Annotated in this window: 17 protein-coding genes and 6 pseudogenes; 12 read left to right on the forward strand and 11 right to left on the reverse strand. The window is 69.2% G+C overall.

Annotation, left to right across the window (positions count from 1 at the left end; translation table 11 throughout):
• Positions 1 to 478 precede the first annotated feature (478 nt).
• Positions 479 to 901: an SsgA family sporulation/cell division regulator gene (locus ACFY3J_RS32465; RefSeq protein WP_384183278.1), complete on the forward strand. Its 423-nt coding sequence runs from the start codon at positions 479 to 481 to the stop codon at positions 899 to 901.
• Between the two features lie 199 nt (positions 902 to 1,100).
• Positions 1,101 to 1,316 (forward strand): annotated as a pseudogene (locus tag ACFY3J_RS32470) (MarR family transcriptional regulator); the annotation flags it as partial.
• Between the two features lie 215 nt (positions 1,317 to 1,531).
• On the opposite strand, the gene ACFY3J_RS32475 reads toward ACFY3J_RS32470, so the two are convergent.
• From ACFY3J_RS32475 to ACFY3J_RS32490, 4 genes and pseudogenes are all read right to left on the reverse strand, one after another.
• Positions 1,532 to 2,662, reverse strand: coding sequence for a PP2C family protein-serine/threonine phosphatase (locus tag ACFY3J_RS32475; RefSeq protein ID WP_384183276.1), 1,131 nt, complete (start codon positions 2,660 to 2,662; stop codon positions 1,532 to 1,534).
• Between the two features lie 125 nt (positions 2,663 to 2,787).
• Positions 2,788 to 4,038, reverse strand: a complete 1,251-nt coding sequence (locus ACFY3J_RS32480) for a hypothetical protein (protein WP_384183435.1) — start codon at positions 4,036 to 4,038, stop codon at positions 2,788 to 2,790.
• Between the two features lie 285 nt (positions 4,039 to 4,323).
• Positions 4,324 to 4,580: pseudogene (locus ACFY3J_RS32485) on the reverse strand (transposase); the annotation flags it as partial.
• 112 nt (positions 4,581 to 4,692) lie between these two features.
• Complete coding sequence (locus tag ACFY3J_RS32490; RefSeq protein WP_390842318.1) at positions 4,693 to 5,931, reverse strand: IS256 family transposase; 1,239 nt, start codon at positions 5,929 to 5,931, stop codon at positions 4,693 to 4,695.
• A 320-nt stretch (positions 5,932 to 6,251) separates the two neighbouring features.
• Between ACFY3J_RS32490 and ACFY3J_RS32495 the strand changes: the two genes are divergently transcribed.
• Genes ACFY3J_RS32495 through ACFY3J_RS32505 form a run of 3 tightly spaced genes read left to right on the forward strand, consistent with a single transcriptional unit; the run spans position 6,252 to position 8,490 of the window.
• Entirely contained in the window at positions 6,252 to 6,776 is a 525-nt protein-coding gene (locus ACFY3J_RS32495; protein ID WP_390842319.1) for a transposase, read from the forward strand.
• Positions 6,668 to 7,525, forward strand: a complete 858-nt coding sequence (locus ACFY3J_RS32500) for a phenylacetate--CoA ligase family protein (protein ID WP_390842321.1) — start codon at positions 6,668 to 6,670, stop codon at positions 7,523 to 7,525. The genes ACFY3J_RS32495 and ACFY3J_RS32500 overlap by 109 nt, the downstream gene beginning before the upstream one ends.
• Positions 7,522 to 8,490 (forward strand): hypothetical protein, encoded by a 969-nt coding sequence (locus ACFY3J_RS32505; RefSeq protein ID WP_384183271.1) that lies wholly within the window; start codon positions 7,522 to 7,524, stop codon positions 8,488 to 8,490. The genes ACFY3J_RS32500 and ACFY3J_RS32505 overlap by 4 nt, the downstream gene beginning before the upstream one ends.
• Before the next feature lie 1,190 nt (positions 8,491 to 9,680).
• On the opposite strand, the pseudogene ACFY3J_RS32510 reads toward ACFY3J_RS32505, so the two are convergent.
• Together ACFY3J_RS32510 and ACFY3J_RS32515 are read right to left on the reverse strand one after the other, a co-directional pair.
• Positions 9,681 to 9,863 (reverse strand): annotated as a pseudogene (locus tag ACFY3J_RS32510) (transposase); the annotation flags it as partial.
• 169 nt (positions 9,864 to 10,032) lie between these two features.
• On the reverse strand, positions 10,033 to 10,524 hold the full coding sequence (locus ACFY3J_RS32515; RefSeq protein WP_384183269.1) for a MarR family winged helix-turn-helix transcriptional regulator: 492 nt from the start codon (positions 10,522 to 10,524) through the stop codon (positions 10,033 to 10,035).
• Between the two features lie 108 nt (positions 10,525 to 10,632).
• Between ACFY3J_RS32515 and ACFY3J_RS32520 the strand changes: the two genes are divergently transcribed.
• Together ACFY3J_RS32520 and ACFY3J_RS32525 are read left to right on the forward strand one after the other, a co-directional pair.
• Positions 10,633 to 11,046, forward strand: coding sequence for an organic hydroperoxide resistance protein (locus ACFY3J_RS32520; RefSeq protein WP_384183266.1), 414 nt, complete (start codon positions 10,633 to 10,635; stop codon positions 11,044 to 11,046).
• 241 nt (positions 11,047 to 11,287) lie between these two features.
• Positions 11,288 to 11,959: pseudogene (locus ACFY3J_RS32525) on the forward strand (DUF2625 family protein); the annotation flags it as partial.
• On the opposite strand, the gene ACFY3J_RS32530 reads toward ACFY3J_RS32525, so the two are convergent.
• Entirely contained in the window at positions 11,909 to 12,586 is a 678-nt protein-coding gene (locus ACFY3J_RS32530; protein ID WP_384183263.1) for an IS5 family transposase, read from the reverse strand. The pseudogene ACFY3J_RS32525 and the gene ACFY3J_RS32530 overlap by 51 nt on opposite strands.
• 673 nt (positions 12,587 to 13,259) lie before the next feature.
• Positions 13,260 to 13,631 (reverse strand): winged helix-turn-helix transcriptional regulator, encoded by a 372-nt coding sequence (locus ACFY3J_RS32535; protein WP_384183260.1) that lies wholly within the window; start codon positions 13,629 to 13,631, stop codon positions 13,260 to 13,262.
• Positions 13,632 to 13,708: 77 nt separating this feature from the next.
• Here ACFY3J_RS32535 and ACFY3J_RS32540 point away from each other — a divergent pair, with 77 nt between their 5' ends.
• Positions 13,709 to 14,119: a RidA family protein gene (locus ACFY3J_RS32540; RefSeq protein ID WP_390842322.1), complete on the forward strand. Its 411-nt coding sequence runs from the start codon at positions 13,709 to 13,711 to the stop codon at positions 14,117 to 14,119.
• A gap of 130 nt (positions 14,120 to 14,249) precedes the next feature.
• Positions 14,250 to 14,669: a DUF2809 domain-containing protein gene (locus ACFY3J_RS32545; protein WP_384183426.1), complete on the forward strand. Its 420-nt coding sequence runs from the start codon at positions 14,250 to 14,252 to the stop codon at positions 14,667 to 14,669.
• Between the two features lie 1,173 nt (positions 14,670 to 15,842).
• Here the strand turns inward: ACFY3J_RS32545 and ACFY3J_RS32550 are convergent.
• A complete protein-coding gene (locus tag ACFY3J_RS32550; RefSeq protein ID WP_384183254.1) occupies positions 15,843 to 16,676 on the reverse strand; it encodes a PIG-L family deacetylase in 834 nt (277 codons plus the stop codon).
• A 603-nt stretch (positions 16,677 to 17,279) separates the two neighbouring features.
• Between ACFY3J_RS32550 and ACFY3J_RS32555 the strand changes: the two genes are divergently transcribed.
• On the forward strand, positions 17,280 to 17,693 hold the full coding sequence (locus ACFY3J_RS32555) for a hypothetical protein (protein ID WP_390842323.1): 414 nt from the start codon (positions 17,280 to 17,282) through the stop codon (positions 17,691 to 17,693).
• Between the two features lie 33 nt (positions 17,694 to 17,726).
• On the opposite strand, the pseudogene ACFY3J_RS32560 reads toward ACFY3J_RS32555, so the two are convergent.
• Positions 17,727 to 18,289, reverse strand: a pseudogene (locus ACFY3J_RS32560) (ATP-binding protein); the annotation flags it as partial.
• A 273-nt stretch (positions 18,290 to 18,562) separates the two neighbouring features.
• Between ACFY3J_RS32560 and ACFY3J_RS32565 the strand changes: the two are divergent.
• Positions 18,563 to 18,918, forward strand: a pseudogene (locus ACFY3J_RS32565) (TetR family transcriptional regulator); the annotation flags it as partial.
• Positions 18,919 to 19,393: 475 nt separating this feature from the next.
• Positions 19,394 to 19,654 (forward strand): hypothetical protein, encoded by a 261-nt coding sequence (locus ACFY3J_RS32570; protein ID WP_384183249.1) that lies wholly within the window; start codon positions 19,394 to 19,396, stop codon positions 19,652 to 19,654.
• A 726-nt stretch (positions 19,655 to 20,380) separates the two neighbouring features.
• Here ACFY3J_RS32570 and ACFY3J_RS32575 read toward each other — a convergent pair.
• Positions 20,381 to 22,750: a FlgD immunoglobulin-like domain containing protein gene (locus ACFY3J_RS32575; RefSeq protein ID WP_390842324.1), complete on the reverse strand. Its 2,370-nt coding sequence runs from the start codon at positions 22,748 to 22,750 to the stop codon at positions 20,381 to 20,383.
• Positions 22,751 to 23,077 lie beyond the last annotated feature (327 nt).

The following is a 23,077-nucleotide window of genomic DNA, read 5'->3' on the forward strand; positions in this document are numbered from 1 at the left end:
CGGTCATCAAGGCCGCCACTGCTTGGGCTGCCACACGCCGGTGGGCAAGTGACGCAGTCCGAGCCACCCCGGCCCATGCGGGCGGGCGTCACAGGACAGCGGGGGCGGCGATCGCGGCTGCTTCAGGGACAGCAGCAGCCATGACACCGAACGCCGCCCCCGCGCCCCAAGCGGACGTTCCCAGCCACCGCCCCCACGGGCCGAGCACAACCTCTTCAAAGGGCCGTCATCATGCGTCGTCCTGCTTCGTCACCCGAATCCCAGGAGATGGAGCATGATCCTGGGCCGACAGCACCGCGATTGCCGCTTCCCGCTTCATGAGCACTGCAGCGCACGGAGACCACATCTGGGACGGTCCTCGTGACTGCCGGGCAGACCCGTCTTCCATTGGCCACACGGCCGCGTCGGTGCCGGGCCCGCGCAATGATCCCACTGCCCGGGCCCGACACCACCCCGGCCCCCGAACACCCACAGAGCCATGATCACTTGTGTAGACCACATGCTGGACATGGAGCTCGTGTCGCCCCTGGGCACACGGCTCCGGGTGCCGACTCAACTGCTTTACAGGTCGCAGGACCCCCTTGTGGTGGAGTTCCTCTTCCACGACCCCGTCCGAGGCCCAGTGCCTTGGGTCATCTCACGCGAGCTGCTCGACCGGGGGCTGCGGGCACCCAGCGGAGTGGGGGATGTGCGGGTGTGGCCGACCGGAACCGGCCCGGAAGCACTCCTGCACCTTCACCTGACTCCTCCGGGCGGGTTCGCCCACATCATCGCCGCACTCCCGGCCGTCGAGCACTGGCTGCTTCGCACGTACCAACTGGTGCCCGCCGCTCAGGAGACCGACGCGCTGGACCTGGACCTGGAAAGCCATCTCGACCGGTTCCTGAACGGGCCGTCCTGAAGTCACCCGCCGCCAGGCATCCTCGGGGTGGCTCCCTACCGTAAGAGGACGAGGCCGGACGCCGCCTACGGGTACCTGTCAGTGCCCTGCGAAGATGATGTACGCACAAGCATCCGCGCCGACCGGATGAGGCCCGCGATGTCACGGACCAGGCCCGACCGGCACCAGGGCGTTCAAGGTCGCGGTGTGGCGTACGTTCATGCCGGTGCAGCAAGACGTACTCGGCGAGATCGAGAAGGGACTCGCGGAACGCCACCGCCCCTCCGTCAGCGAGTTCGACACCCTCGTGAACATCCCGCTCGGTGGTATACGACTGCGGGAGCTGAGGAAACAGGTGGTCCTGACGCAGAGCGCGGTCAGCCGCCTGTGCGACAGGCTCACCGACCGCGGACTCCTCAGCCGCTCCCCGGTGGCGGATGACGCGCGCGGTGCGACGATTCGGCTGACCGGGGCCGGCCGGAAGCTGATCCGCAGCGCGGGCCGCACCAACGCCGAGGTGGTGGACCGGATGTTCGCCGACCGGCTGTCGGAGGCGCAGTTGGAATCCCTGCACGAGATCCTGGCCAGCTGCACACCGGGGACCACTCGAAAGGCTGCGAACCCACCTGGTGAACCCGCCGGCTGTCGCGGTCAGCCGCCCTCGGATGTCCGTTCGGCGGACTGGGCGGCGGCACCCTCGCAGGCATCCCGCCGATGGGTGACGGCCAGGAGCGCGGCGTCGTCGTCCAGGTGTCCGTCGGTGTGCCGGGCCAGGTCGGCGAGGAGGATGTCCAGGATCGCGCCGGGGTCCGCGGGGAGGGGGCGGGACAGGTGTGGCACGGGGTCGTAGAAGACGCCGTGACGGTCGCGGGCCTCCACCACGCCGTCGGTGTACAGCACCAGGGTCGCGTCGGAAGGCAGGGGGTGCTGCTCCACCGGCACCCGTATGCGGCCCAGGTCGCCCAAGCCCAGCGGCAGCGTGGGATCGGTCGGGTCCAGTGGGCGCGCCCGGCCCTGATGGATGAGGAGCGGCGCACAGTGCCCCAGGTTGGACAGGCGCAGGACGGAGCCGTCGGCGGGGATCTCGATGACGACGGCGGTGGCGAAGGACTCCGCTCCCTCCGCGTCTTCGGCGTTCAGCTCCCGCATGCGTTCCTCCAGGCGGCCGACCACGCCGGGCAGGTCGGGCACCCGGGTCGCGGCTTCGTGGAAACTGCCCAGCAGCCCGTTGACGGTCCTCACCGCCCCCATCCCCTTGCCGCGCACATCGGCGATCATCAGCCGGACACCGTGGGGGGTGGAGCGGATGGCGTAGAAGTCGCCTCCGATGGCGGCCTCCCGCGCGGCGGCCTCGTACCGGACAGCCACAGCCAGCGGCCCGATGCGGTCGGGCGGCGTGGGGAGCACGGCGAGCTGGACGGCTTCGGCGACCTCGCGGGTGTCCTTCAGCTGTTGCCGGTAGCGGGCCATCAGCCGGTTGAGGACGGCGGCCAGGGCCGTCAGGGCGAAGACGGTGACGAGCTGGACGGGATGGGTGAAGAAAGCTCCCCCGCTTCTGGCGGCCACCTCGAGTTCCCCGATGACGATCCCCACCACCCCGGTGGCGATAGTGCCCCGCAGGGAGAGCACGGGTGCGGCCAGCACCGGCGCGGCCGCCAGCAGGGGGAATGCGCTGACCCCTCGGGTGAACAGACCGAGGACGATCGCGGCCACGATGACTGCGGCAGGAAGAAAGGACGGCCAACGCCTCTGGCCGACCGGATGCGTGCGATTGTCTCTCATCCCCCGTCTCCCTGCTCTCCTGAGCCGGTCGTGGAGAGGCCTCAGGTCCCAGTCTGCGCTGCGCTCCGCACCGCGGCGACCGAAGCCCGGCCGCAGACACGCCGCGGCCGACGGCCTCCTCCCACTCATCCGGAACTGCGACCGACTGTGCTTCTTCGTGCCAGGAGCCCGCGTTGCCACCACGCTCGACGCTGGACGGGACGGAGGCCGAAGCGAGCAGCTGTCGCCGGTGCGGGGATCCGCTTGTGCGGGCCGCGGAGGCCATCCTCGGCCGGGCGGCTCGGGGCGGCCGCGGTCGACCGGTCGGCGTGGTCCAGGTCGGCGAGGAGGCGCTCGACGTCGGTCATCAGTGATCCGTAGACGTGCCAGGCTCCCGGTTCGGCGAGCGCGCCGCGTTCGATCAGGCCAGTCATCGTCTCGTGCCAGGCCGTGGCTTCGCCAATGGCTTTGCGCAGCCGCTCTCGGGTCTCGACTCTGTCGGAGTCGGTGGCCTGCCCGGGAGCGGCGAACGACTCGACCGCCTGCCCCGCTGCCTCCAGGGTCGCCGCGTACCGGTCGGCGAAGAGCTGGCCCAGGCGGTGGTCGGAGTGCCGGTCCTCGACGTTGTCGGCCAGCGTCCGAGCGATGCCGCGGACCTGGAACGACACCCGGTGCAGGGCGCGCAGCGCCTCGCAGTGGGTCGACGGCTCCCGTCCGCCGTGCATCGCGCACCGCGTGTTCCAGCGCAGGCTCTCCTCGCCGCGGTGCACGTCCTCTTGTACCTGCACCACCAGCTCCTCCAGGCGTCGGCCCTGCTCCAGCCACGTGTGCGCGCGGTCGGTGTGTTTCCGTTCCCGCAGTCCGCGGCCCATGTCGTCCAGGAGTGAGCCCATGGCCGTGGCGAGGCCGCGCACCGAGGCGTGGGAGGCGCCCAGATGCAGCGGTGGCAGGATGAGCGCGTTCACCGCGATTCCCACCGCCGCACCGACCAGCGCTTCCAGGGCCAGCGCGGCCACCTGGCCCACCGGGGCGGCGGTGGCCGCGGCCAGGGTGAGCACCGCGGTGGAGGCGACCTGCAGCCGGCTGTCGGAGCTCTGACGGCCGGCGGCGACCAACGCGATCGCGAGGACCGCCACCGTACTTCCCGCGCTGGAGCCGAAGAGCCACACGACGGCCACGGCCAGCGACAGTCCGGCCACGCGGGTGGCCAGGCTGCGGGCGGCCTGCGTCACCGACTGGTAGACGGTAGGGGCATTGACCATGAGCAGCGCGGTGGCCACGGCCAGGTACTGCTGCTGCCCGGGGATGCACCGTGAGGCGACCTCCCAGGACAACAGCGCCGCGATCAGCGCTTTGGCCCCCTGCGCCGACGCGCTGGCTGCCCGCCGGGGACGCATTGTCCGGAGGATCCGCAGCAGTCGCGATGCCCAGTCGGTCGCGGCGTGCCACCGATCGAGAATGGTTGAATGTTGCACGATGTCGATGATGGCATGATGTGCCTTATTGGTCGGAGTGGTGCTGGCCACACCCCCGACGTGGACTGCTTGAAAGCTGGTCCGGTACGGCGGTCCGGCGGTAGCGGAGGCGGTCGGCCGTGGTGATGCCGTGGTGATGCAGGGCTGGTGGGGAGCGGTGAGACGGCCCGCCGCAAGTTCTCGTCGTGGGTGGGGGAGTACGGCAGTGGCTGACGCCTGGACCTGCTGAAGCAGATGTTCCCAAGTTCCATCCGCCGACCACAGACGGTGGCGTTCGTAAACGGTCTTCCATGGATCAAACCGTTCCGGCAGGTCACGCCACTGCACACCCCGGCCCGCACCCAGTGTCGTATCCCATCGATCACCTGCCGGTGGTCCCTCCACCGGCCACAACGCCCGTTGCCGACCGGCAGGAACGGCCGCAGCCGTTCCCACTCGGCATCCGTCAGGTCACCCCGCCCCATGCCTTCACCAACGCCCCGGCAGCGGAGCAGCCACTTGAACGGGCTCTCCCGAGTACGGGTCACGTCCGCTGGAGTGGTGTATCGACGGCCACTCGGTGATCTCGGTTTGAGGTTATGCGGTGAGTTCGGTGGGCAGGACGGTGTCGTCGGTTTCTGACTCGATCGGGTGGAGGCGGGCCTTGGCCAGCAGGTCGCGGCCCATATAGCGGCGGGCCTCGGTCCACTCGTCGTTCTGCTCGGCCAGGACCGCGCCGACCAGCCGGATCACCGCGGTGCGGTCGGGGAAGATGCCGACCACGTCGGTGCGACGCCGGATCTCCTTGTTCAGCCGCTCCTGCGGATTGTTCGACCAGATCTGCCGCCAGATCTCCCGCGGGAAGGCCGTGAAGGCCAGCAAGTCGTGCTGGGCGACGTCCAAGTGGGCCGCCGCCTTGGGGAACTTGGCCTCCAGAGCGTCCAGGACGTGTGCCATCTGGGCCTTCACCGCGTCGGTGTCGGGCTGTTCGAAGACGGTCCGCAGCAGGGTCGCCACCCAGGGCTGGGCCGATTTCGGCACCTGGCTCAGCAGATTTCTCGCGTAGTGGGTGCGGCAGCGCTGCCAGGAGGCGCCGGGCAGGGTGGCACCGATCGCGTCGACCAGGCCGGCGTGGGCGTCGGAGACGACGAGCTGGACGCCGGACAGGCCGCGGGCGATCAGCGAGCGCAGGAAGGCCAGCCAGCCGGCGCCGTCCTCGGCGGTGGCGACGTCCAGGCCGAGGATCTCCCGGTGGCCGTCGGTGTTGACGCCGACCGCGATGAGCGCGTGGACGTTGATGATGCGGCCGCCCTCGCGGACCTTCTGGGTCAAGGCATCGACCCAGACGAAGGCATACGGGCCGGCGTCCAGGGGCCGGTTGCGGAAGGCGGCGACCTGCCCGTCCAGGTGCCGGGCCATCGCGGAGACCTGGGACTTCGACAGCTGGGTGACGCCGAGGGACTCGGCGAGCTTTTCCACTCGGCGGGTGGAGACACCGAGCAGGTAGGCGGTGGCGACCACCGAGATCAGGGCCTGCTCGGCCCGCCGACGTCGTTCCAGCAGCCAGTGCGGGAAGTAGCTGCCGGACCTGAGCTTGGGGATGGCGAGTTCAACCGTGCCAGCCCGGGTGTCCCACTCCCGCGGGCGGTAGCCGTTGCGGTGGTTGACTCGCTCGTCGCTGACCTGCCCGTATTCGGCGTTGCAGAGGGCATCGGCCTCCGCGGACATGAGCGCGTCGGCGAACGTCTTGACCATCGCGCGCAGCAGATCGGGACTCGCCGCGGCGAGGTTCTCCTCCGCGAGGGCGTGCAGGGGCAGACTGTCGGGTGCGGTCATCGTGCTGATCTCCTTCGTGACTCGACATCTCGAAGATCAGCCGGTGGCCGTTCTTGTATCCGGACCCTCACTCCGACGCCGGGCCAAACGCCCGGATCAGGTGGGAGCCCGTACACCACTTCTCTCAATGTCATGCTGCTGGTGGTCCCGGGGGCTCGCTCCACCACTTCCTGCCCGGCCTCGCGGTCGTGGCCTGGTCCCCTTGTGCGGCTCGTGGGACCACACTGGTCGGTGTGGCTTGATAGGAGCACGGCAAAGGCCCAGATTGAGGGGTGCCCACCGGCCGGTCCCGCAACCAATCGACAGCGGAGGACCCGGTGATGGTGGTCTTCGGAATCGACGCACACAAACGGAATCACACTGCCGTTGCCGTGGATGACCGCGGCCGCAAACTCGGCGAGCGCACCACCGGGACCACCAGCGGTGATCACCTGCGCCTACTGACCTGGGCGCAGCGATGGGGTGGCGACCGGCTTTGGGCCATCGAGGACTGCAGGCAATTGTCCCGTCGTCTGGAACGGGACCTACTGGCCGCCGGGGAGCGGATCGTGCGAGTTCCTCCCAAGCTCATGGCCAACTGCCGCAGCTCAGCCCGCACCTATGGCAAGTCCGACCCGATCGACGCCCTTGCCGTGGCCCGAGCTGCACTGCGCGAACCGGACCTGCCCACCGCCAGCCTGGACGGCGACACCGGTTCAACATCAGCTCCCGGGCGACCGGCACGGCGTACGCGGAGATGCAGGTCGCCCGCCTGGCAGGGGCGGCGATCCGCATGGTGGGCCTGGTCCCACCGGCCGAGACGCTGGACCTCATGGCGGGAACCGGCACATCGGCGCCGACCCTGATGGTCACCTACCCGAGCTATCTGGGACAGCTGACCCGCCTGGCCCGCGAACGGGGACTCGGTCCCGCGGACTTCCGGCTGCGCCGTATCAACGTCGGCAGCGAAGTACTCTCGCCCGCCCTCGCGGAGGCCGCCGAAAAGACCTTCGGCGCCCCCGTCCACGACGGCTACGGCATGACCGAGGTGACACCGGTGGCCGGCGCGATCTGCCGACAGCGGCACCTTCACATCGACGCCGGCATCGGCCTCGTGGAGGTGTGCGACCTCGACACCGGGGCACCGGCCGCGCCCGGAGCGCTCGGCACGATCGTCGCCACTCCCTTCTTCCCGTACCGGGAGTGCATGCCGCTCTTCCGCTACGACACCCGAGACCTGGTGCGGCAGTTGCCCGACGCGCCGCGCACCTGCGAGATGGCGAACGTGCCGGCGACCTCGCACATCCTCGGAAAGGCGGACCATGTACTGCGCACCCAGGACGGTCCGGTGACCCCACGCGAGATCATCGAGGTCCTCGACGCGCTGCCCGGCGCATGCTGGCCCGTGCGCCACCGCGCCGACGTGGTGGACGGGCAGCTGCATGTGGAGGTGGCTGCCTCATCCGTGCCGGAGACGAGCGACATCGCGCGTCACTTCGCCAAGGCCGGCCTCGACGCCACCGTCGACGTCGTACCGGGAGAAGGACGTGAGTTGCGGCGCTACCGCTGCGATCTGGTCGAGAACAGCTTCGCCTCCGCCGGGCGGGCCGCATGACCGCCGCACAGAGCGCGTTCTTCGTCCTCGTGACCCTCGCCGTCGCCCTGGGCGTCTCGCTCGCCTCGGTCGCCTACTTCCGGCGGGTCACCCTGCCCCGGCCGGCCGTCGGCGTGTTCAACGGCAACGACATGGTCATCATGATGGGCTTCGTCGTCGTACTGCCCTTCCTGTACCTCTCCCTCCCGGGCTGGCTGCTGCCGCCCGTGCTGGGACTGACCCTGGCCGGTGGTCTCGCGGTCGGCTACGGGCCGGCCGTCCGCCGGGGACCGGTGCGCTGGTCGCTCATCGCCGGTCTGCTGGTCGCCGACTGGCTCACCGCGCGCGGCGCCGAGGACGATCCCACCCATGCCACCCCGTACTGGCTGGTCAACAGCCTGGTCATCATGCTGATGGCGGTCGGCGCCGCCAACCTCAACGCGCAGGGCGGCCTGAAGCTGCGGCACGTCTCCCGGTTCGCGCTGGCGCTCGCCGTGTACGACCTGTTCTTCGCCACCGTCGTCCCCCTCACCCAGAAGCTGTTCGACGCGGTGCAGGGCTACGCCTTCGCACCGTCGGCCGGGCTGCGCGTCGGCGAGTACGGCGCCGTCGTGGGCATGGGCGACCTCCTGGTGTACGCCCTCTTCACCACCGTGGCCTACAAGGCGTACGGACGAGCAGGGCTGACCTGGGCTCTTGGGCTGGTCGCCGTGTTCGGCGCGCTCGTCCCGACGCTGACACCCGTCACGGTCGAGGCGCTCACCGGACACCTTCCGCAGATCGTGCCCGCGCAGATCTTCTTCGGCCCGGCCGCGTTCTGCGGGTACCTCGTGCTGCGGCGGCGCGGCCCGGAGCGGCGCATGGCCGACGTCCGGCCGCCCGCGCGGCTCGTGACAGTCCACGGACAGCAGGAGCCCATGAGCCCTGCCACCGCCGACGAGCCCTGGGAGCGTTCCCCAAGAGAACGCTCCCAGGTCGGTAGCTGACCAGGCCAGGGGGCTTGCGGTGTCGGGATCAGTGGTGGAGCAGCTCCTTGATCGCCGAACGGAGGGGTTCCAGCAACTGGTTGGCCACCTTGATGCCGTCGGGGGAGCCGAGGCCCGCGACCGCTCCCCAAGAACTGTGCCAGAACCGAGTTCTGACAGCGGCCGTGCGTGGCGGACTCTGCCCAGGGCACCCTCACGCTCAGGACCTCAGGCTTCTGGGAGAGCCAGCAGGGGCTCAGCCGGTTCATGCCACCCGCTCCGACCCGGTCTCTCCGCGCCGGGTGGCAGCCGGCGACGGCGGCCACGAGGACCAGAAAGCTGCCCATGATTCATGCGCGCGACTGTGTATACCCAACTGCTTACCGTCTCGTGCTGGCGGGACGGCCCGCCTGGCGGGCGACACGGTAAAGATCTGGTGATGGTCTCCCGCCCGGCGGGAAGCCCCCTGGATCGCGCTTCTCCGCTGGTCGCGGGCGGGTTTCCATGGCCGGATGCTCAGCAAAGCCAAGGTCGGTCCGGGAGGTTGACCGTAATTCTTCCGCAGCGTGATGGTCAGTGACGGCCACCGGCCGACGGGCAAGCCGCTGCGCGCCGCGCAGGACGAGGCCGGTGTCCGGCCTGGGCCGCGGTCGGTCTGGCGGCGGGGGACGTGGTGATCGAGCAGGCCGAACTGCTCCTGGGAGAAGGCCGGCACCCAGATCGAATGCCTGCTGCTGCGCTGTCCAGGGCTTGGGCGAAGGCGGTTGCGGTGACCAGGGACACGGGCAGTTGCACGGCGCGCACGTGGTGCTGTTCTGTGCCGGCAGCTTCGGCAGCCAGTTGGTGCAAAGCGGGGACGCTCAGGGCGCCCGGGCTCAGCAGCCCCGCGACGGCGGGACGTCGACGGCCGTGGTGTGGAGGACCACACCACCACATACACCTATACGCACCTCGGCAACCACACTGACGCCCGCTGACCGTGGGCATGGGAGACTCCCTACGGTCTCGATCAAGTGGGTTGGCGGCCGGGCACCGTCGGGTGCCCCGCTGTCGTCGCACTGGACCTGACATATCGTCGGCCGTATCCAGCCGAGAGCGCCCGCAACTCGACAACCGGGCGAGCCGTTGGCCACCGAACTCGCTGCCCCGGCAACCGAGCAGCCCTACATGTCACCACGCCACTCCGCATCGCCCTACCGCTGTGGCCCGCGTCTTTTTCCTCTCCCGGAGGGCTGTTCGCCGCGGATCGATGAGCCCGAGCTCCCGGTCGCTGGGGCGAGGCCCGCGTAGGCGGCGAGGTGGCCGGTGGTCGGGAAGGTCCTGCCGTCGCCGACCTCGATCAGGATCTGGGCCCCGGTCCTGACGCCGACTCCTGGCATCGAGGTCAGGGCCGGATCCGGTGCCTCCCCCGGATCACCGGCAACAGGAGGGGGAAGTCAAGCCGGACCCGAAGGCCGGAGGCCCCGGTGCGGAGCCACGAAAACCGGTAACGGGGGGCTCGTAGCGCGCAACGGTCCGTACGTCTCCGGTCCCACTCCGCGTCCCTCCCATGTCCGGCAGCTGTCACCCGCAGTCGGGAGCCTCCTCCAGGGCCGCCGCGTCAAGCGCCGTGGTCAGCCGGTCGAGGCGGGCGCGCAGCTCGCGGATCTCGTCGAGGGTGAAGCCGGTCGCCGCGCCGATCCGATGCGGCACCCGGAGCGCGCGCTCGCGCAGCGCCGCGCCCTCCTCGGTGAGCCGCACCTCGACCGACCGCTCGTCACGCGCGCTGCGCTCCCGATGCACCAGACCGGCCGCCTCCAGCCGCTTGAGCAGCGGGGACAGGGTGCCGGAGTCCAGCCGCAGATGCTCCCCGAGCCGCTTCACGGGCGTGTCGCCATGCTCCCAGAGCACCAGCATCACCAGATATTGCGGGTAGGTGAGCCCGAGCTCCTTGAGAACCACGCGGTAGACGCCGTTGAAGGCACGCGAGGCGGCATGCAGCGAGAAGCAGATCTGGCGGTCCAGACGCAGCCACTCCTCGTCCGGCGGGGCGCTGGGCGGAACCTCGGTAGTCATACGGCCAGAATAACCGGACACCGTCATTTGATTGTGCACAACTCAATTGTGTGCTCTACTTTTGTGTGCAACCGATACCCGTATCGCTTCGAGAGGACTTGGTCCCCCATGGACACGCTCTACACCGCCGTCGCCACCGCCACTCACGGCCGGGACGGCCGCGCCGTCAGCTCCGACGGCAAGCTCGACCTGCAACTGGCCGTCCCGGTGGAGATGGGCGGCAACGGGCAGGGCACCAACCCCGAGCAACTGTTCGCCGCGGGGTACGCCGCCTGCTTCGCCAGCGCCCTCGGCGTGGTCGGCCGGCAGGCGAAGGTGGATGTCAGTGATGCCGCGGTGACCGGTGAGGTCGGCATCGGCAAGCAGGGCGAGGGTTTCGCGCTCGCCGTCACCCTCCGCATCGAACTGCCCGACAGCATCGACAAGGCCACCGGCCGCAAGCTGGTCGAGCAGGCCCACCAGGTCTGCCCGTACTCCAACGCCACCCGCGGCAACATCCCGGTGGACCTCGTCATCGAGTGAGAGGTCCCGACAAAGGCGTTGGACGTGTCGGTGGGTGATCAGGAAGGCGGCGGGGCCGAGGAAGGCCTCGTGGATGTCGTCGCTTCTTTCCCGGCGGATGCGTAAGAGGTCATCTCGATAGGTTGTTGGTTCACCGAAGTGCCCTGCCAGTTGGGGCGCACGGTGCGGGTGCGACGATGCCGGCATGCGCGAGTTGAGCGAGTTGATCGACGTCGAGGCACCGGCCTGACCAGAACTCAGGGAGACCCTCGGTGCCGGGCCGGTGTCTGTCGAGGTGCTTCCGCCCGATGGCGGCCTGGGGAGGGCGTCGCTTCTCCAGCTTCAGGTCACGGCCAGGTCGTACCTGGGCGCGATGGTGCTGCACTGCGGCGGTCTGCTGGTGGACGGCGGATGGCTGCGGGTATTCGGCAGCCCCGTGGACGGGGCGGCGCGTGGGGTGCCGAGTCTGGCTCAGGTCAATCAGTTCCCTGGAGCGTTCGACCCTGCGTGGCGAGCGGACACCGGCCTGGTGGTGGCGCACGACGTGATGGGCGGCGTCTTCGCTCTCAACGGCGGGGCTCCGGCCGGCCCAGGTCGTCCTGGGGCCCCTGGCGAGATGGTCTACTTCGCCCCGGATTCGCTTCACTGGGAGGCTTTGGGGGTCGGTCACTCAACGTGGATGGCCTGGCTGGTGTCGGGGGCGCTTGATGAGTTTTACGCGGACCTTCGCTGGCCCGGTTGGAAGGATGAGATCCAGGCACTGAACAGCGATCAGGGCCTGTCACTGTTTCCACCGTTGTGGTCTGCCGAGGCGCGTCAGGACCTCCCCGCGACCAGTCGTCGCGCCGTGCCCATGAGGGAACTGCTCAGCGTCGCCCGGGACTCATGCCGACACTTCGATGGAGTTGATCCGGGCCTTCTCGGCGCCGTGTGAGCGGGACGGGCCCAGGCGGCGGTAGCGGATCAGGTCGGCGGCGATTCCGGCGAAGGCCAGGAAGTGCTCCGCCTTGCGCTCGTAGCGACGGTGCAGGCGGCGGCAGCCGGCCAGCCACGCAACTGTCCGCTCCACGGTCCAACAGTGGCGGCCCAGCCGCTGAGAAGACTCGATGCCCTTGCGGGCGATGCGCGGGGTAATGTTCCGGGACCGGAGCCATCGGCGCAGGCCGTCATAGTCGTACCCCTTGTCGGCGTGGAGCCCGGCGCGCCGTCGCCGACGGGGTCCGCGCCGGGAGCGGACGCGGTTGCCGCCGGTCAGCGACACCGCGAGCGGTATACCCTGTTCCGTCGACAAGGACGTGATGCTTGTTGCCCGGACGTGCGCGGTCGACCGTGCTTCGACCGTTTTTGGGCCCCGCCGGGCCGCCCCCACGTGGGAGGAGTCGATCACCGCCCGCGAGCAGTCCAGCTGCTTCCCCGCCCGCGGCTTCTTCAGCAGCAGAACATGCAGCTGACCCCACACGCCGGCCTCATTCCAAGCGGCCAGGCGTCGCCAGCAGGTCACACCCGAGCCGAAGCCCCGCTCCTGCGGCAGGTACTCCCGCTGGATCCCGCTATGCAGCACGAACAGTGATGGACCGCCAGGACGTGCACCACGGTCGGGGGGATTCCAACCCGACGGGTGTCGCTCGACTTCAGTGCGACCTCGACTGGTTCAGGCCGGAAGATCTCCCAGTCGTGGGCCTCAGGCGCTGGAAGTGCCCTCTGGCCGTTCCACCTGATGTTTTTCACCTGTGAGTCCACTTCCAACCACGGCCACAGTACAGAGATGTAGAAGCGAGAGACCTCGGTGACCGAGGTCTCGGTGAACGGACACTCCAGCTCCAGCACATCAGCCAGGCCGACGACCGCCCAGTCGTAGAACCTCTGTGGCCCGGCGGCGACCTGGCCGAGGGGCAGACCGATCAGACAGGCGGTCACGGTCAGTTGTTCGGTCGACGACGCCGCACGGCCTCCATTCGTGGGCCGTCACGTTTGGTGGGCCATCGATGCGTGGGATCACTGTGTGCGGTGACCGGGCCCCTGTGTCGGTCGCTGCCAGACCCGGTTGCCTGCCTGCTGAGCTGCTCTTCGCTGAGTCCGGCGCTGCTGGGGCCGAACAGGACTCCCGGTCTGGCACGCCCTGGCCGGGGCACTGCAAGGTGACGGGACCGCCCGGGCAAGGCCGCAATTCATCGTGTGAACTGAAGCGGCCGCCGGGTTCTGTTCCTGCGCAGCCGGCCGGGCCGGGGGAAGACTCAGCGGCTTGCTTCTTCCCGCATGTCGAAGGCCTCACGGGCGTGTGTGATAGCGGGCATGTTCTCCGAGGCCCACGCCAGCAACACGTCGATGGGAGGCCGCAGGGTCTTGCCGAGTGGCGTGATCCGATACCTGATCGCCACCGGGCGGGTGGAGACGACCTCGCGCTCGATCACGCCGTTTCGCTCGAGTCGCCGAAGTGTCGCGGTCAGCGACTTCTGCGTGACCTGCGGGATGGCTCGGCGCAACTCGTTGAAGCGGCACGGGCGTTCGCACAGTTCGTTGAGAACGCTGAGCGACCACTTGTCGAGGACCTGGTCGAGCAGTTCGCGATGCGGAGGGCCGATGAGGAATTCGTCCTCGGTATCCATGGAGAAACCTGGTCTCGTTGAAGTGTCCTTTTTTCACTAAGTAGCTTACGGATACCTAGCTCAGAGGGAGAACACTGATGACCGTCCAGCACTTCACGCCGGAAGGCATGCTGCAACCGGCTCCGTATCACCACGTGGCCGTCGGCACCGGCGCGACACACATCCACGTCAGCGGGCAGGTCGCACGCCGGGCCGATGGGACTCCGGTCGCACCCGGCGACCTGGCCGGGCAGGTCGCCCAGGCACTGCGCAACACCTCCGTCGGGCTGGCAGGCGCGGGCGCGTCGTTCGCGGACGTGCTGCGCCTGACGTTCTACGTGACCCAATGGAGCCCGGAGAAAATCGGCGACTTCATGGCCGGTGTGGAGGCCGCCGCCGACGAGATCGGGCTCCAGCTCCCCATGCCGCCGGCCTCCCTGATCGGTGTCGAGTACCTCTTCGAGCCGGATGTGCTCGTAGAAGTCGAAGCCACTGCGCTGCTCGACTGACTCTTGAGGCATGTCTTCCGGCCTCGTCTCCATGCGATTGCCACCGCGGGCGCGCGAGGAGACCGCACCGCCAGCCGTGGCCGAGGGGGAGCAGCTGCTTCGAGCACGGGACATCCGGCAGTATGACCCCGTGCCCTCCCTGCCCGGAACCCAGGACCGCGCCGCAGGCGCCGCCGCCGCGGTACGGATCCGCCTGGCGGCGGCCGCGGCCGCGGTGCTGACCGTCGCCGTGGGGCTGGGACTCAGGTCCGTGACGGTGGGGAGCGCGGGCAAGTACGGCGGAGACGCGCTGTACACCATCCTGCTTGTGACCCTCGTCGTTCTGGTGGCGCCCCGGGTGACTGCCCTGACGGCCGCCGCAATCGCGTTGGCCGTCAGTTGGGGGATCGAGTTCCTGCAGCTCAGCGAGGTGCCGGCGGAGCTCTCCCGGCGTAGTGCCGTCGCCCGCCTCGTACTCGGTTCCACCTTCAACCCGCCCGACCTGCTCTGGTACGCGGTCGGCGCGGCAGCGGGCTGGCTCGTCCTCACCGCGGTGAGGAGGGAGGCGTAGGGCCTACCGGAGGCTCGGCCGATCGGTCATGGCCCAGGAGACGAGCGAGACCGCCCCCGTGGCCGTGAACACGGACGGCCAGGCGTCCATACTGCCGCGCTGCGGCTGGGTCCGTCGTGCTGGACCGTCCGGCGAACTGGGAGACTCGGGCTGTGATCACCCCCCGCCGCCCCTTGGGCACCGGACCCCGACCCGCCGCCGAGCCGGAGCTGTCGCCCATTGGCGACAGCCGCGAGCGAGGCCGTACGGCTGCGGAACGGGCTGCCGCCGAGTCTCCTGCCTCCGGGAACGAGGGGCAGGTGGTGACGCGGTCGTCAGGCCGCCGCCGTCTGGGCACAGGGGCCGACCCGCTCTGGTGTCGTGCGATCCATGTGAGGCCGGATTTTTGAAACTTCCCAGCGAGAGCGAGAGCGAGGCCCAGGCACCTTCAGCACGCCCGGCCCACGCCCTGGCTCTCGCTGGTGTGACGCCGAAGCCGGCGACTGCCTCACCGACGCCTGCAACACCACACCTGTGGCCCTGGTCGCCAACCTGGACGACCCCATCACCAGGACGGTGACGCCGCCGCCGGACTCGGGCTCCGGTCGACAACCGAGGTATGAGCGGTCCCTGACCAGGGCGCGGGCGGGGCCGCCGAGTCCCTGCCGTCCTGTCACAGGCAGGGCACTTCGACGTTGGAGTTCGGTGCCGGTCGGCGCAACTGCCGATGCGTCGCCCAGAGAAGCAAAATCACACCCCCACACGAACCCCAAGTGCCCTTATATTTTGAGTAGTTGCGTAGCGAGTGAACCAGCTATCGATGCGGTACGAGTGCGGTATGTGGTTTGTGCGTCGGATGGGTGGTCACCACGCCGGCGCTGCTGATCTGCGCAGACCCTGAGCCCGCATCTGCTCCGGGGACGGGCTGTGCGGTCGGCCCGCAACTCGGCGTGGACACCGGCCACCAGACCGTCCGGTTGATCCCCGCCCAGCCCTGCCGAACGCTCCTCGCTCAACGGCCCTGCCCAGGTGAGGGACTGGAGTTCTCGTAACCGCCACCCAACTGAGCAGGGCCACCCTGATGATCAGGCGCCGCCGGAGCGGAACCCACGTGAACAAGCCTCCGGGTGTGCGAGCACGCTCGATCGAGCCGTACGGACCATGAGCCTTCTCAGGCCCGGGAAGGCGGGCGGATCAGCGCAGGCCGGCGAAGAGGTCGTTCTCGGGCACGGCCGCGCCGGTGGTGTCCTGGACACGTACGAAGGTCTCGACGCCCATCAATTCGGTGAATCTTTTCTGGCCCATTTTGAGGAAGAAGATGTTCTCGCCCTGGCTGGCGTGCGCGGCCAGCGCATCGAACTTCTGACCGCCGAACGCGGTGGTGTCCACCCAGGTGGTGATCTCCTCGTCGGGGAGTCCGATCTCGGCTATCGCGGCGGCCTCGGCGGGATCCGGCTCCTGCCAGTCCGCACCGAACTCGCGCATGGCCTCCCCGAACCGCTGCATCATCGAGCGGGGCGCCGTCGTCCAGTACACCTTCGGTGTCGCCCTGGTCATCGCCAGCGCCGTCATCGTGATGCGGTTTGCCTGGATGTGGTCGGGGTGGCCGTAGAAGCCGTTCTCGTCGTAGGTGACGACCACATCAGGTTGGTAGCGGCGCAAGAGTTCCGCGAGTCGGGCAGCTCCCTCCTCCACTGGTGTCTGCCAGAAGGATCCGGGGGCGTCGTTGGTCGGCCAGCCCATCATCCCGGAGTCGGCGTAGTCCAGTGTCTCCAGATGACTGACCTTCAGGATGTTGCAGCTCTCCTCAAGCTCTTGACGCCGCATCAAGGCGACGGCTGCCGGATCGTGCCCGGGGTCGTCCGGCTTGACGCCCCCCGGTCCGTCACCGCAACTGCCGTCGGTGCATGTCACGAGGACCGTGCGGATGCCCTCCGCCGCGTACCGTGCGAGGACACCTCCCGTTCCAGTGGCCTCATCGTCGGGGTGGGCGTGCACCGCCATGAGCGTCAAGGGCCGGTCGTTCATCAAACAGTCCTCCTGTGTGCAAAGGCCGCGGTCCGAGTCTGCGGCAGGCGTATAAGGGGTCGCCCCGATATCGGGTGACCGGGCGTACCGCGGACCCGGGAGCCCCCGGATCACGTCGGCCGGACGATCTTTTGGTCTCTCTGTTCCCCGCCCGCGCGGCGCCGGTCCCTCGGCTGGTGCAACAGTGCCGGCCGGATCGGTTGTTCCCGCCGAGCAAGGGAACACTCCTGCGCCATGGCGCTGGCTTCTGTGCACTGCCGTGCGTCGCCGACGTCAGCAAGCTCGACCTGGGCCTCGCCTACGCCCAAGCCGAGGGAATCGAGCCCTGGACGCCGCCGAGGTCCAGGTTCGCCGGCCGCAGGCCGGGATGCCCGCAGGGGAGTTAGGTGTCGGTGGCGGGTGGGGTGGCTTCGTTCGCCGTGAGCGACAGCGTTTGTCGATGAGTCTCAGCAGCAGCCGGACGTCCGACTGTCGGGCAACGTTCACGAGAAGTGATGGCAGCGCTGTGTCTCACGGACGGGCGGGGCGATCGACGTCCGTGACGGGTCTTTTCCGCCTGAATGCAGTTGCTCATGCCCTGGACGAGGGTGCGAAGATGCGTTCGTGGTGACAGCTGCCGAGTGGGCTCGGATTCGGAGGGGGCTGCGCTTCGGGCAAGTTTTCGAGGGCACCGTCGTGAGGGTTCCTCGGCCCGGTGCGATCGGGATCTTCGTGGACATCGGCCCGAGCGTCGGAGGCTTCGTCGACGTCCTGTTGCTTCCGGAACAGAGCGATGACTGGCCGGCGGAAGGCACGGTTGCGGATTTCGAGATCTGGTGGGCCGACAGCCGTCAGCAGATCCGGCTGAAGCCGTCCGACTCTCGGTATCTGCGGAACGACCTCACAGACTTCATGGGACGCGTCCGTCCCAATTGGTCATCCGAGGTCGGTCAGCCCGTTCGTGATCCCGGGCCACCGACCCTCGATGAGGTGCGGTCCGCGCTGCGATCTGATGGACCGCCGGCCAGCTCCCCGTGAGTTCTGGTGAGGTGCCGACTGTCGTGGCGGGAGCTAGCTGGCCTCTGCTTCGGCTCGGGCTCGGGTGCTGGCGAGGCGGTAGGAGTCGCTGCCGGTCTCGATGATGGTGCCGTTGAAGGTGAGCCGGACGACGACAGCTGCGCAGAGCCTCGGGTCGGTGAACGTTTTGGTCCAGCCGCCGAAGGACTTGTTCGAGGCGATGGCGACGCTGTTCTTCTCCTCTCGTTCGGTCAGGACCTGGAAGAGGAGTTCGGCGCCGTGGCGGTCGAGGTGTAGCCGAGTTCGTCGATGCGGAGCAGGCCGAAGCGGCCGTAACGGGCGATCGTTTTGTTCAGCTGCTTCTCGTCCGCGGCCTCGACCAGCTCGTTGACCAGCTTTGTGGCGAGGGTGTAGCGGACGCGATAGCCCTTCATGGCGGCCTCGGTTCCCAGGGCGACGAGCATGTGGGACTTGCCGGTGCCGGAGTCGCCGATCAGGCAGAGGGGCTGACTCTTCTTGATCCACTCGCAGCTGGCGAGGGTGTGGATGGTAGCCGGGTCGAAGTTCGTGTTGGCGTCGAAGTCGGGGCCGCCAAGGAGCCGCGGAGCCCCCGTTGCGGGATCCTGCCCAGGTGGCGGCGAGCTGACCGTGGTCGACCGTTACTACCTCGCGATGCGGACGAGGTCCCCGAGGCGCGGCGGCGGGTGGAGTCGTACGCGTTCACTCTGAAGGAAGCCACCGACAGCCTGGGGCTCCCGGTCAGGCCGGTCGCGAACCCTTGTCTCGCCCATGCTCTTCCGCGGCCGGGGGGAGAGCGATGCGGGCAGGACAGGCCCGCCTGTCGGCCGCTGACGCGAGCCCCACCGGACAGCGCCGCCCAGGCTCGCCCCATGGGTGAGACGGGCCTGCGTGAGCGCAAGAAGCGGCGGATGTACCAGGATGTGTCGGACATCGCCGTGCGGCTGTTCCTGGAGCGGGGCTTCGACGCGGTGTCCGTGGCGGAGGTCGCGGCGGCGGCCGGCATCTCCAAGCCGACCCTCTTCCGGTACTTCCCGGCCAAGGAGGACCTGGTCCTGCACCGGATCGCGGACCACGAGACGGAGGCCGCTCGGGTCGTCGCCGGGGCGGCCAACCCCTATGGACGCGCCGGCACTTCTTCGCCGGGCTGGCGCGCCGCGATCCGGTCACCGGCCTGAACGACCACCCGCAGGTGCTCGCCTTCCATCGCCGTGTCCTCTCCCTGCCCGGTCATCGTCCGGCCCCCTGCTGTGAGGGCGCCGCCGGGTGCCGTAGCACGGATGCGGTGCGTGCCGGTCACCGACAGGCTGGGGGAGACAGATCTGATTCCCTTCGGGGACGAAGTGTCCTGGCGGTTACGGTCTGGTCTGCGGGTGATGGTGGCCCGCAACGGGGTTCGGCTGTATGGGGTTGGTCTGGCATGCGCAATGACCCGGTGGAGCGAGACGAGTTCGTATCCGCCCCCACCGAGCCGGTGGCCGCCTGGTGCCTGGATGGCGGCCGACGCGAGGACCACGCGGGAGCGGACTGTTCCTGGCGCCGATCATTGCAACGGGCCGAAGAGGCGGCTGCCGTCGGTCGGCGAATCGATCTGCCCACCGCGCCAGAAGGTCAAGGCCCGTAGAGAAGGAAGCCGCAGGACACTCGGCCCGCGGGGACGGCGCGGCCGTGAAAAGGAAGCGCACACAGAACGGAGCAAGATCATGCAGACTTTCACCGCGTCAGCCGATCGAGTGTGGGACCGTGCCGCGGAGCATGACTTCCTGCTGGCCCCGCCCGTTCCTGCAGCCCGCATTGCTTGCCGCGTCGCTCCTCGTGACCTGCGGCGGCTGGACCTGCTTGCGGCGCTGACCGCGGCGGGGATCGCCCCCTGGCCAGGAGACCGGGAGGCGATTGAGGAACTCAGTGCACTGCCCGACAGCGTGCACGAAGCCCTGCACCGCTGGTTCAGCTCCGGCAGGTGACGCGCTGGACGCTCCCGTGAAAGCGCTCGGAACGTGGGTCTTTCCCCACGAGAACTCCGGGAAGGCAAGTCCGCGTCCGCGCCGAGCAACAGACGCCTGAGTGGCAGGCCCGTTATGCGGTCCGTTCCGGAGTGGAGGTCTCGGCGACGGTCGAACTCCGGCCCATTGACGACGAACTCACGCGGCCAAAGTGGGTCACGGTTCACCCGAATGGAGTCCGGCTCATCGTTACTGCAGTCATTGGGCCGTTCGCGGGAGTCGGAGCGGCGGGACCGTCAAGGGGGTACGAGCTGTCAGTTGCTTTTGCGCTGATCACGGTGCGGTTCGCCACGGGGGCGGACCGCGGCCCGGCTCCCTGGCCGTCCCGGACGAAAAGGGGGGCGACACACAGGGACGAAAGACGCAGGCCGCCGCAGCCGACGTCGCGCCCGGCGACCCCCAGCGGAACGAGCGGCGACGGCTGCGGCGCCTGCGCAGGTTGGCGCGGTTGGCGCGAGAGGAATACGCCTCATCGCCGGCCACGGCATCGGTCCGGGTAGGCGGACGGCCTACCGGGTCACGGACCTTGCCCTTCTCCAGCACCGAGATGGAGCGGGGGCCAGGCAAACAGCCCCTCCGGCATCTTCCGGAGGGGCTGTTTTCGCCGGGTACGCCAACCCGTACGGCAGCTCCTTCTGCTGTTCGTCGAGGGAGGCGTACGACATGCGTCAGTGCCGCCCCGCCCGGCTAAGTGATGCTCTTGCCCGTGCCTCGGTCGGCGGCCGTCTTCGTAGGCTTGGTGAGCTCGATCGTGCCCGTGACCCTCAGTGCTGCGCCGCTGCCGTCCGCGGGCGTGCCGGTGAGCTCCCAGGTGTAGGTGCCAGCGTTGACGTACCGGCGGTCGCCGTTCCGGCCGTCCCACGAGAAGGCGACGGCGGCGGCGTACTCCTTGGCCGACCCGGTGAACACCGTGTGCCCGGCCTTGTTCCGGATCGTCACCTGGGCGCCGGTTACCGGTTTGGACAGCTGCCAGTCGGCATCCCACACGGCGTCGGTCGCCGATGCGAGGTTCACGGACTGCTCGACCCGCGACTCGATCTCGGCAACAGGGGAGGTGTCGACACCCGAGTCGAGCACGGTGATCTGGGCGTTCTTCTCCTTCGCGTACGCGATGGCGCCGGCGAAGCGGTCGGCCTCCACGAGCGGGCCGCTGTACTGGGAGGTGAACGCCTCGATGATGCGCGGCCCGTCCCCAATCGGGGTGAGGTTGAGTCGGCCGCGGTCCCAGTCGTACGCGACCACGTAGCCGTCGCCGAGCGTACCGCGCGGGGCGTACGACCACTGCTGGGTCTGCGTGTTGTAGACGCCGTGACCGTCGGAGCTGACGGTCCCCGAGGGATAGCAGTCCCAGTACACCCAGGGCCCGACGGCCTGCAACTCTTGCGGCAGACAGCCGCCGGTGATCCGCTCCGTGTCCGTCGTCACGCCGGACTTGAGGTCGACGGCCTGGAGCGTGCCGTCCGTGTCGCCGGGCATCCACAGCTTGGTGCCCCACACCGCGAGCCCGCCCTGGCCCTGACGGACCCGGACCACCTTCGGCCCGCCGGAGGCGTCCAGGTCGACGACGTACTGCCGGTCCTCCACGCCGCGCCCGCTGTCGCCGAACACCACATAGCGGCCGGAGGCCGAGCGCACGACCGAGTAGTGGTCGGAGCCCGTCGGCATCTTCTCGCCGGTCTGCGGGTCCACGGCGGGTACGACCGTTTTCGTGCCGTCCGTCGCCAGCACGACCAGTACCTGGGCGCCGTCCGCGTCGGTGGTGGCGACGACGGTACGGCCGTCTCCGGTGCCGACCGGCTGCCGGTAGTCGTAGACGCGCTGTGCCGTCTCGCCGCTCGTCTGCGCGTCCGGGCGTGCGAGCAGCGATCGCTGGCCCGCCGACGGGGCCGCACCGAGGGTGATGTTCCGCTGGAAGAGCGCAGGCAGGTACGTGGTGTCGGATTCGGCCGTGACGAGATGCCCGGCCGTGAGCGACAGCCTTGTGAGATTGCCTTCCTTGGGTGCCACCTCGCGCACCGTCCGCAGCGCGGGCGCCCCGTCGTCGCCGACGAAGACCCGGCGTACGGCCCAGTCCCGGGACGAGGCGCCGCCGGTGACGGCCAGGCCGCCGCCCGGGACCTGCGTCATACGCCAGCCGGCGTGCGCCAGCAGGGTCTTCGGCTCGCCGCCGGCGATCGGCCGGGCGGTGAGCGGGGTGCCCTCGCGGACGAGGAAGTCGCCCGCAGCCTGCTCGATCTGGCGCGTGGTCACCAGCCAGTCGCCGACGAGCCCGAGCCGCGGGGTGCCCTCGCCGTCCGAGCCGAGCTCGATCTTGGTGTCGGCCGCCTCCGGGGTGGCGCGGGGCAGCACGCGGGCAGTGGTGTTGCCGCCCTCGGGGGAGTACCAGGCGACGTACGCGTCAGAGAACACGACCTGGGCGTTCGTGCCGGTGGCGCCCGGAAGCACCGGGGTGACCTCGGCGGTCGCCAGGTCCAGCAGACCGACGCCGCGGGCCCCGTCGGGGTGCGCGTACCAGATCGCCACTGTGCGGTCGTCGCCACCGAGCGTCATGCCGTCTTCCGCGACCCAGCCGTGCAGACCGGTGACGGGGGTGTCGGTGAGCTGCCCGTCCGCCATGCGCAGCACGTGCAGGACGTTCTTATCGCCGTTCGTGTCCCGAGTGGCGGTGAGCACGGCGGAACCGAAGACGCCCCGGTAGAAGTGGCCGTTCGGCAGCGTGTACTTGGTGGTGATGCCGGACTTCATGTCCGCCAGCTGCACCTTGTTCGAGGAGTCGTAGATCGCGACGACATCCCCGCTGGTGACGGAGACGTGGCTCGTTCCGCCGATCGTGTTGACGTCGTCGTACGGGGACGAGGCGGGGAGGTCGACCGGGGTACCGCCGTCCGGGGTCCAGCGGTAGTGGCCGAGCGCGCTCTGGTCCTTGACCTCCGTGCGCTCAACGACACCGCCTGGCCCCGCCCCGTACACCGGGTTGGCGACCGGCTTGAAGCGGTCGGGGGCCGGGATAGTCAGCGGGGCGGGCTCGGCGTGGGCGTCCGTCAGGAGGATTGGCAAGGTTCCGCTGGTGGCCGCCAGGGCCACTGCGGCGGCGAGTCCACCTCGTACGATCGATCGTTTTCGGTTCGGCTTGTGGCGTGAGGCCACGCAGCACCTCCAAAAGGCGTCGGAGATGAGGCCGTTCGGCGCGGACGCACAGGGATCGACGCGGAACAGCCCCCGGAAGAGGCGGCAACGTAGCACAGTGGATCTACAGAATTCGAACGAATGCGCGAATGGGTTGTGAGCGGTCAAAAGGGATGTTCCCGAGACGCGAAAGGGCTCGGGTCCCTTCGGGTGGCGTGCCGCCGGGCTGTCTCTTGAAGGGCTTCGCGGATGAGGGGC

Source organism: Streptomyces sp. NPDC001231, from assembly GCF_042896885.1.
Taxonomy (GTDB): Bacteria; Actinomycetota; Actinomycetes; order Streptomycetales; family Streptomycetaceae; genus Streptomyces.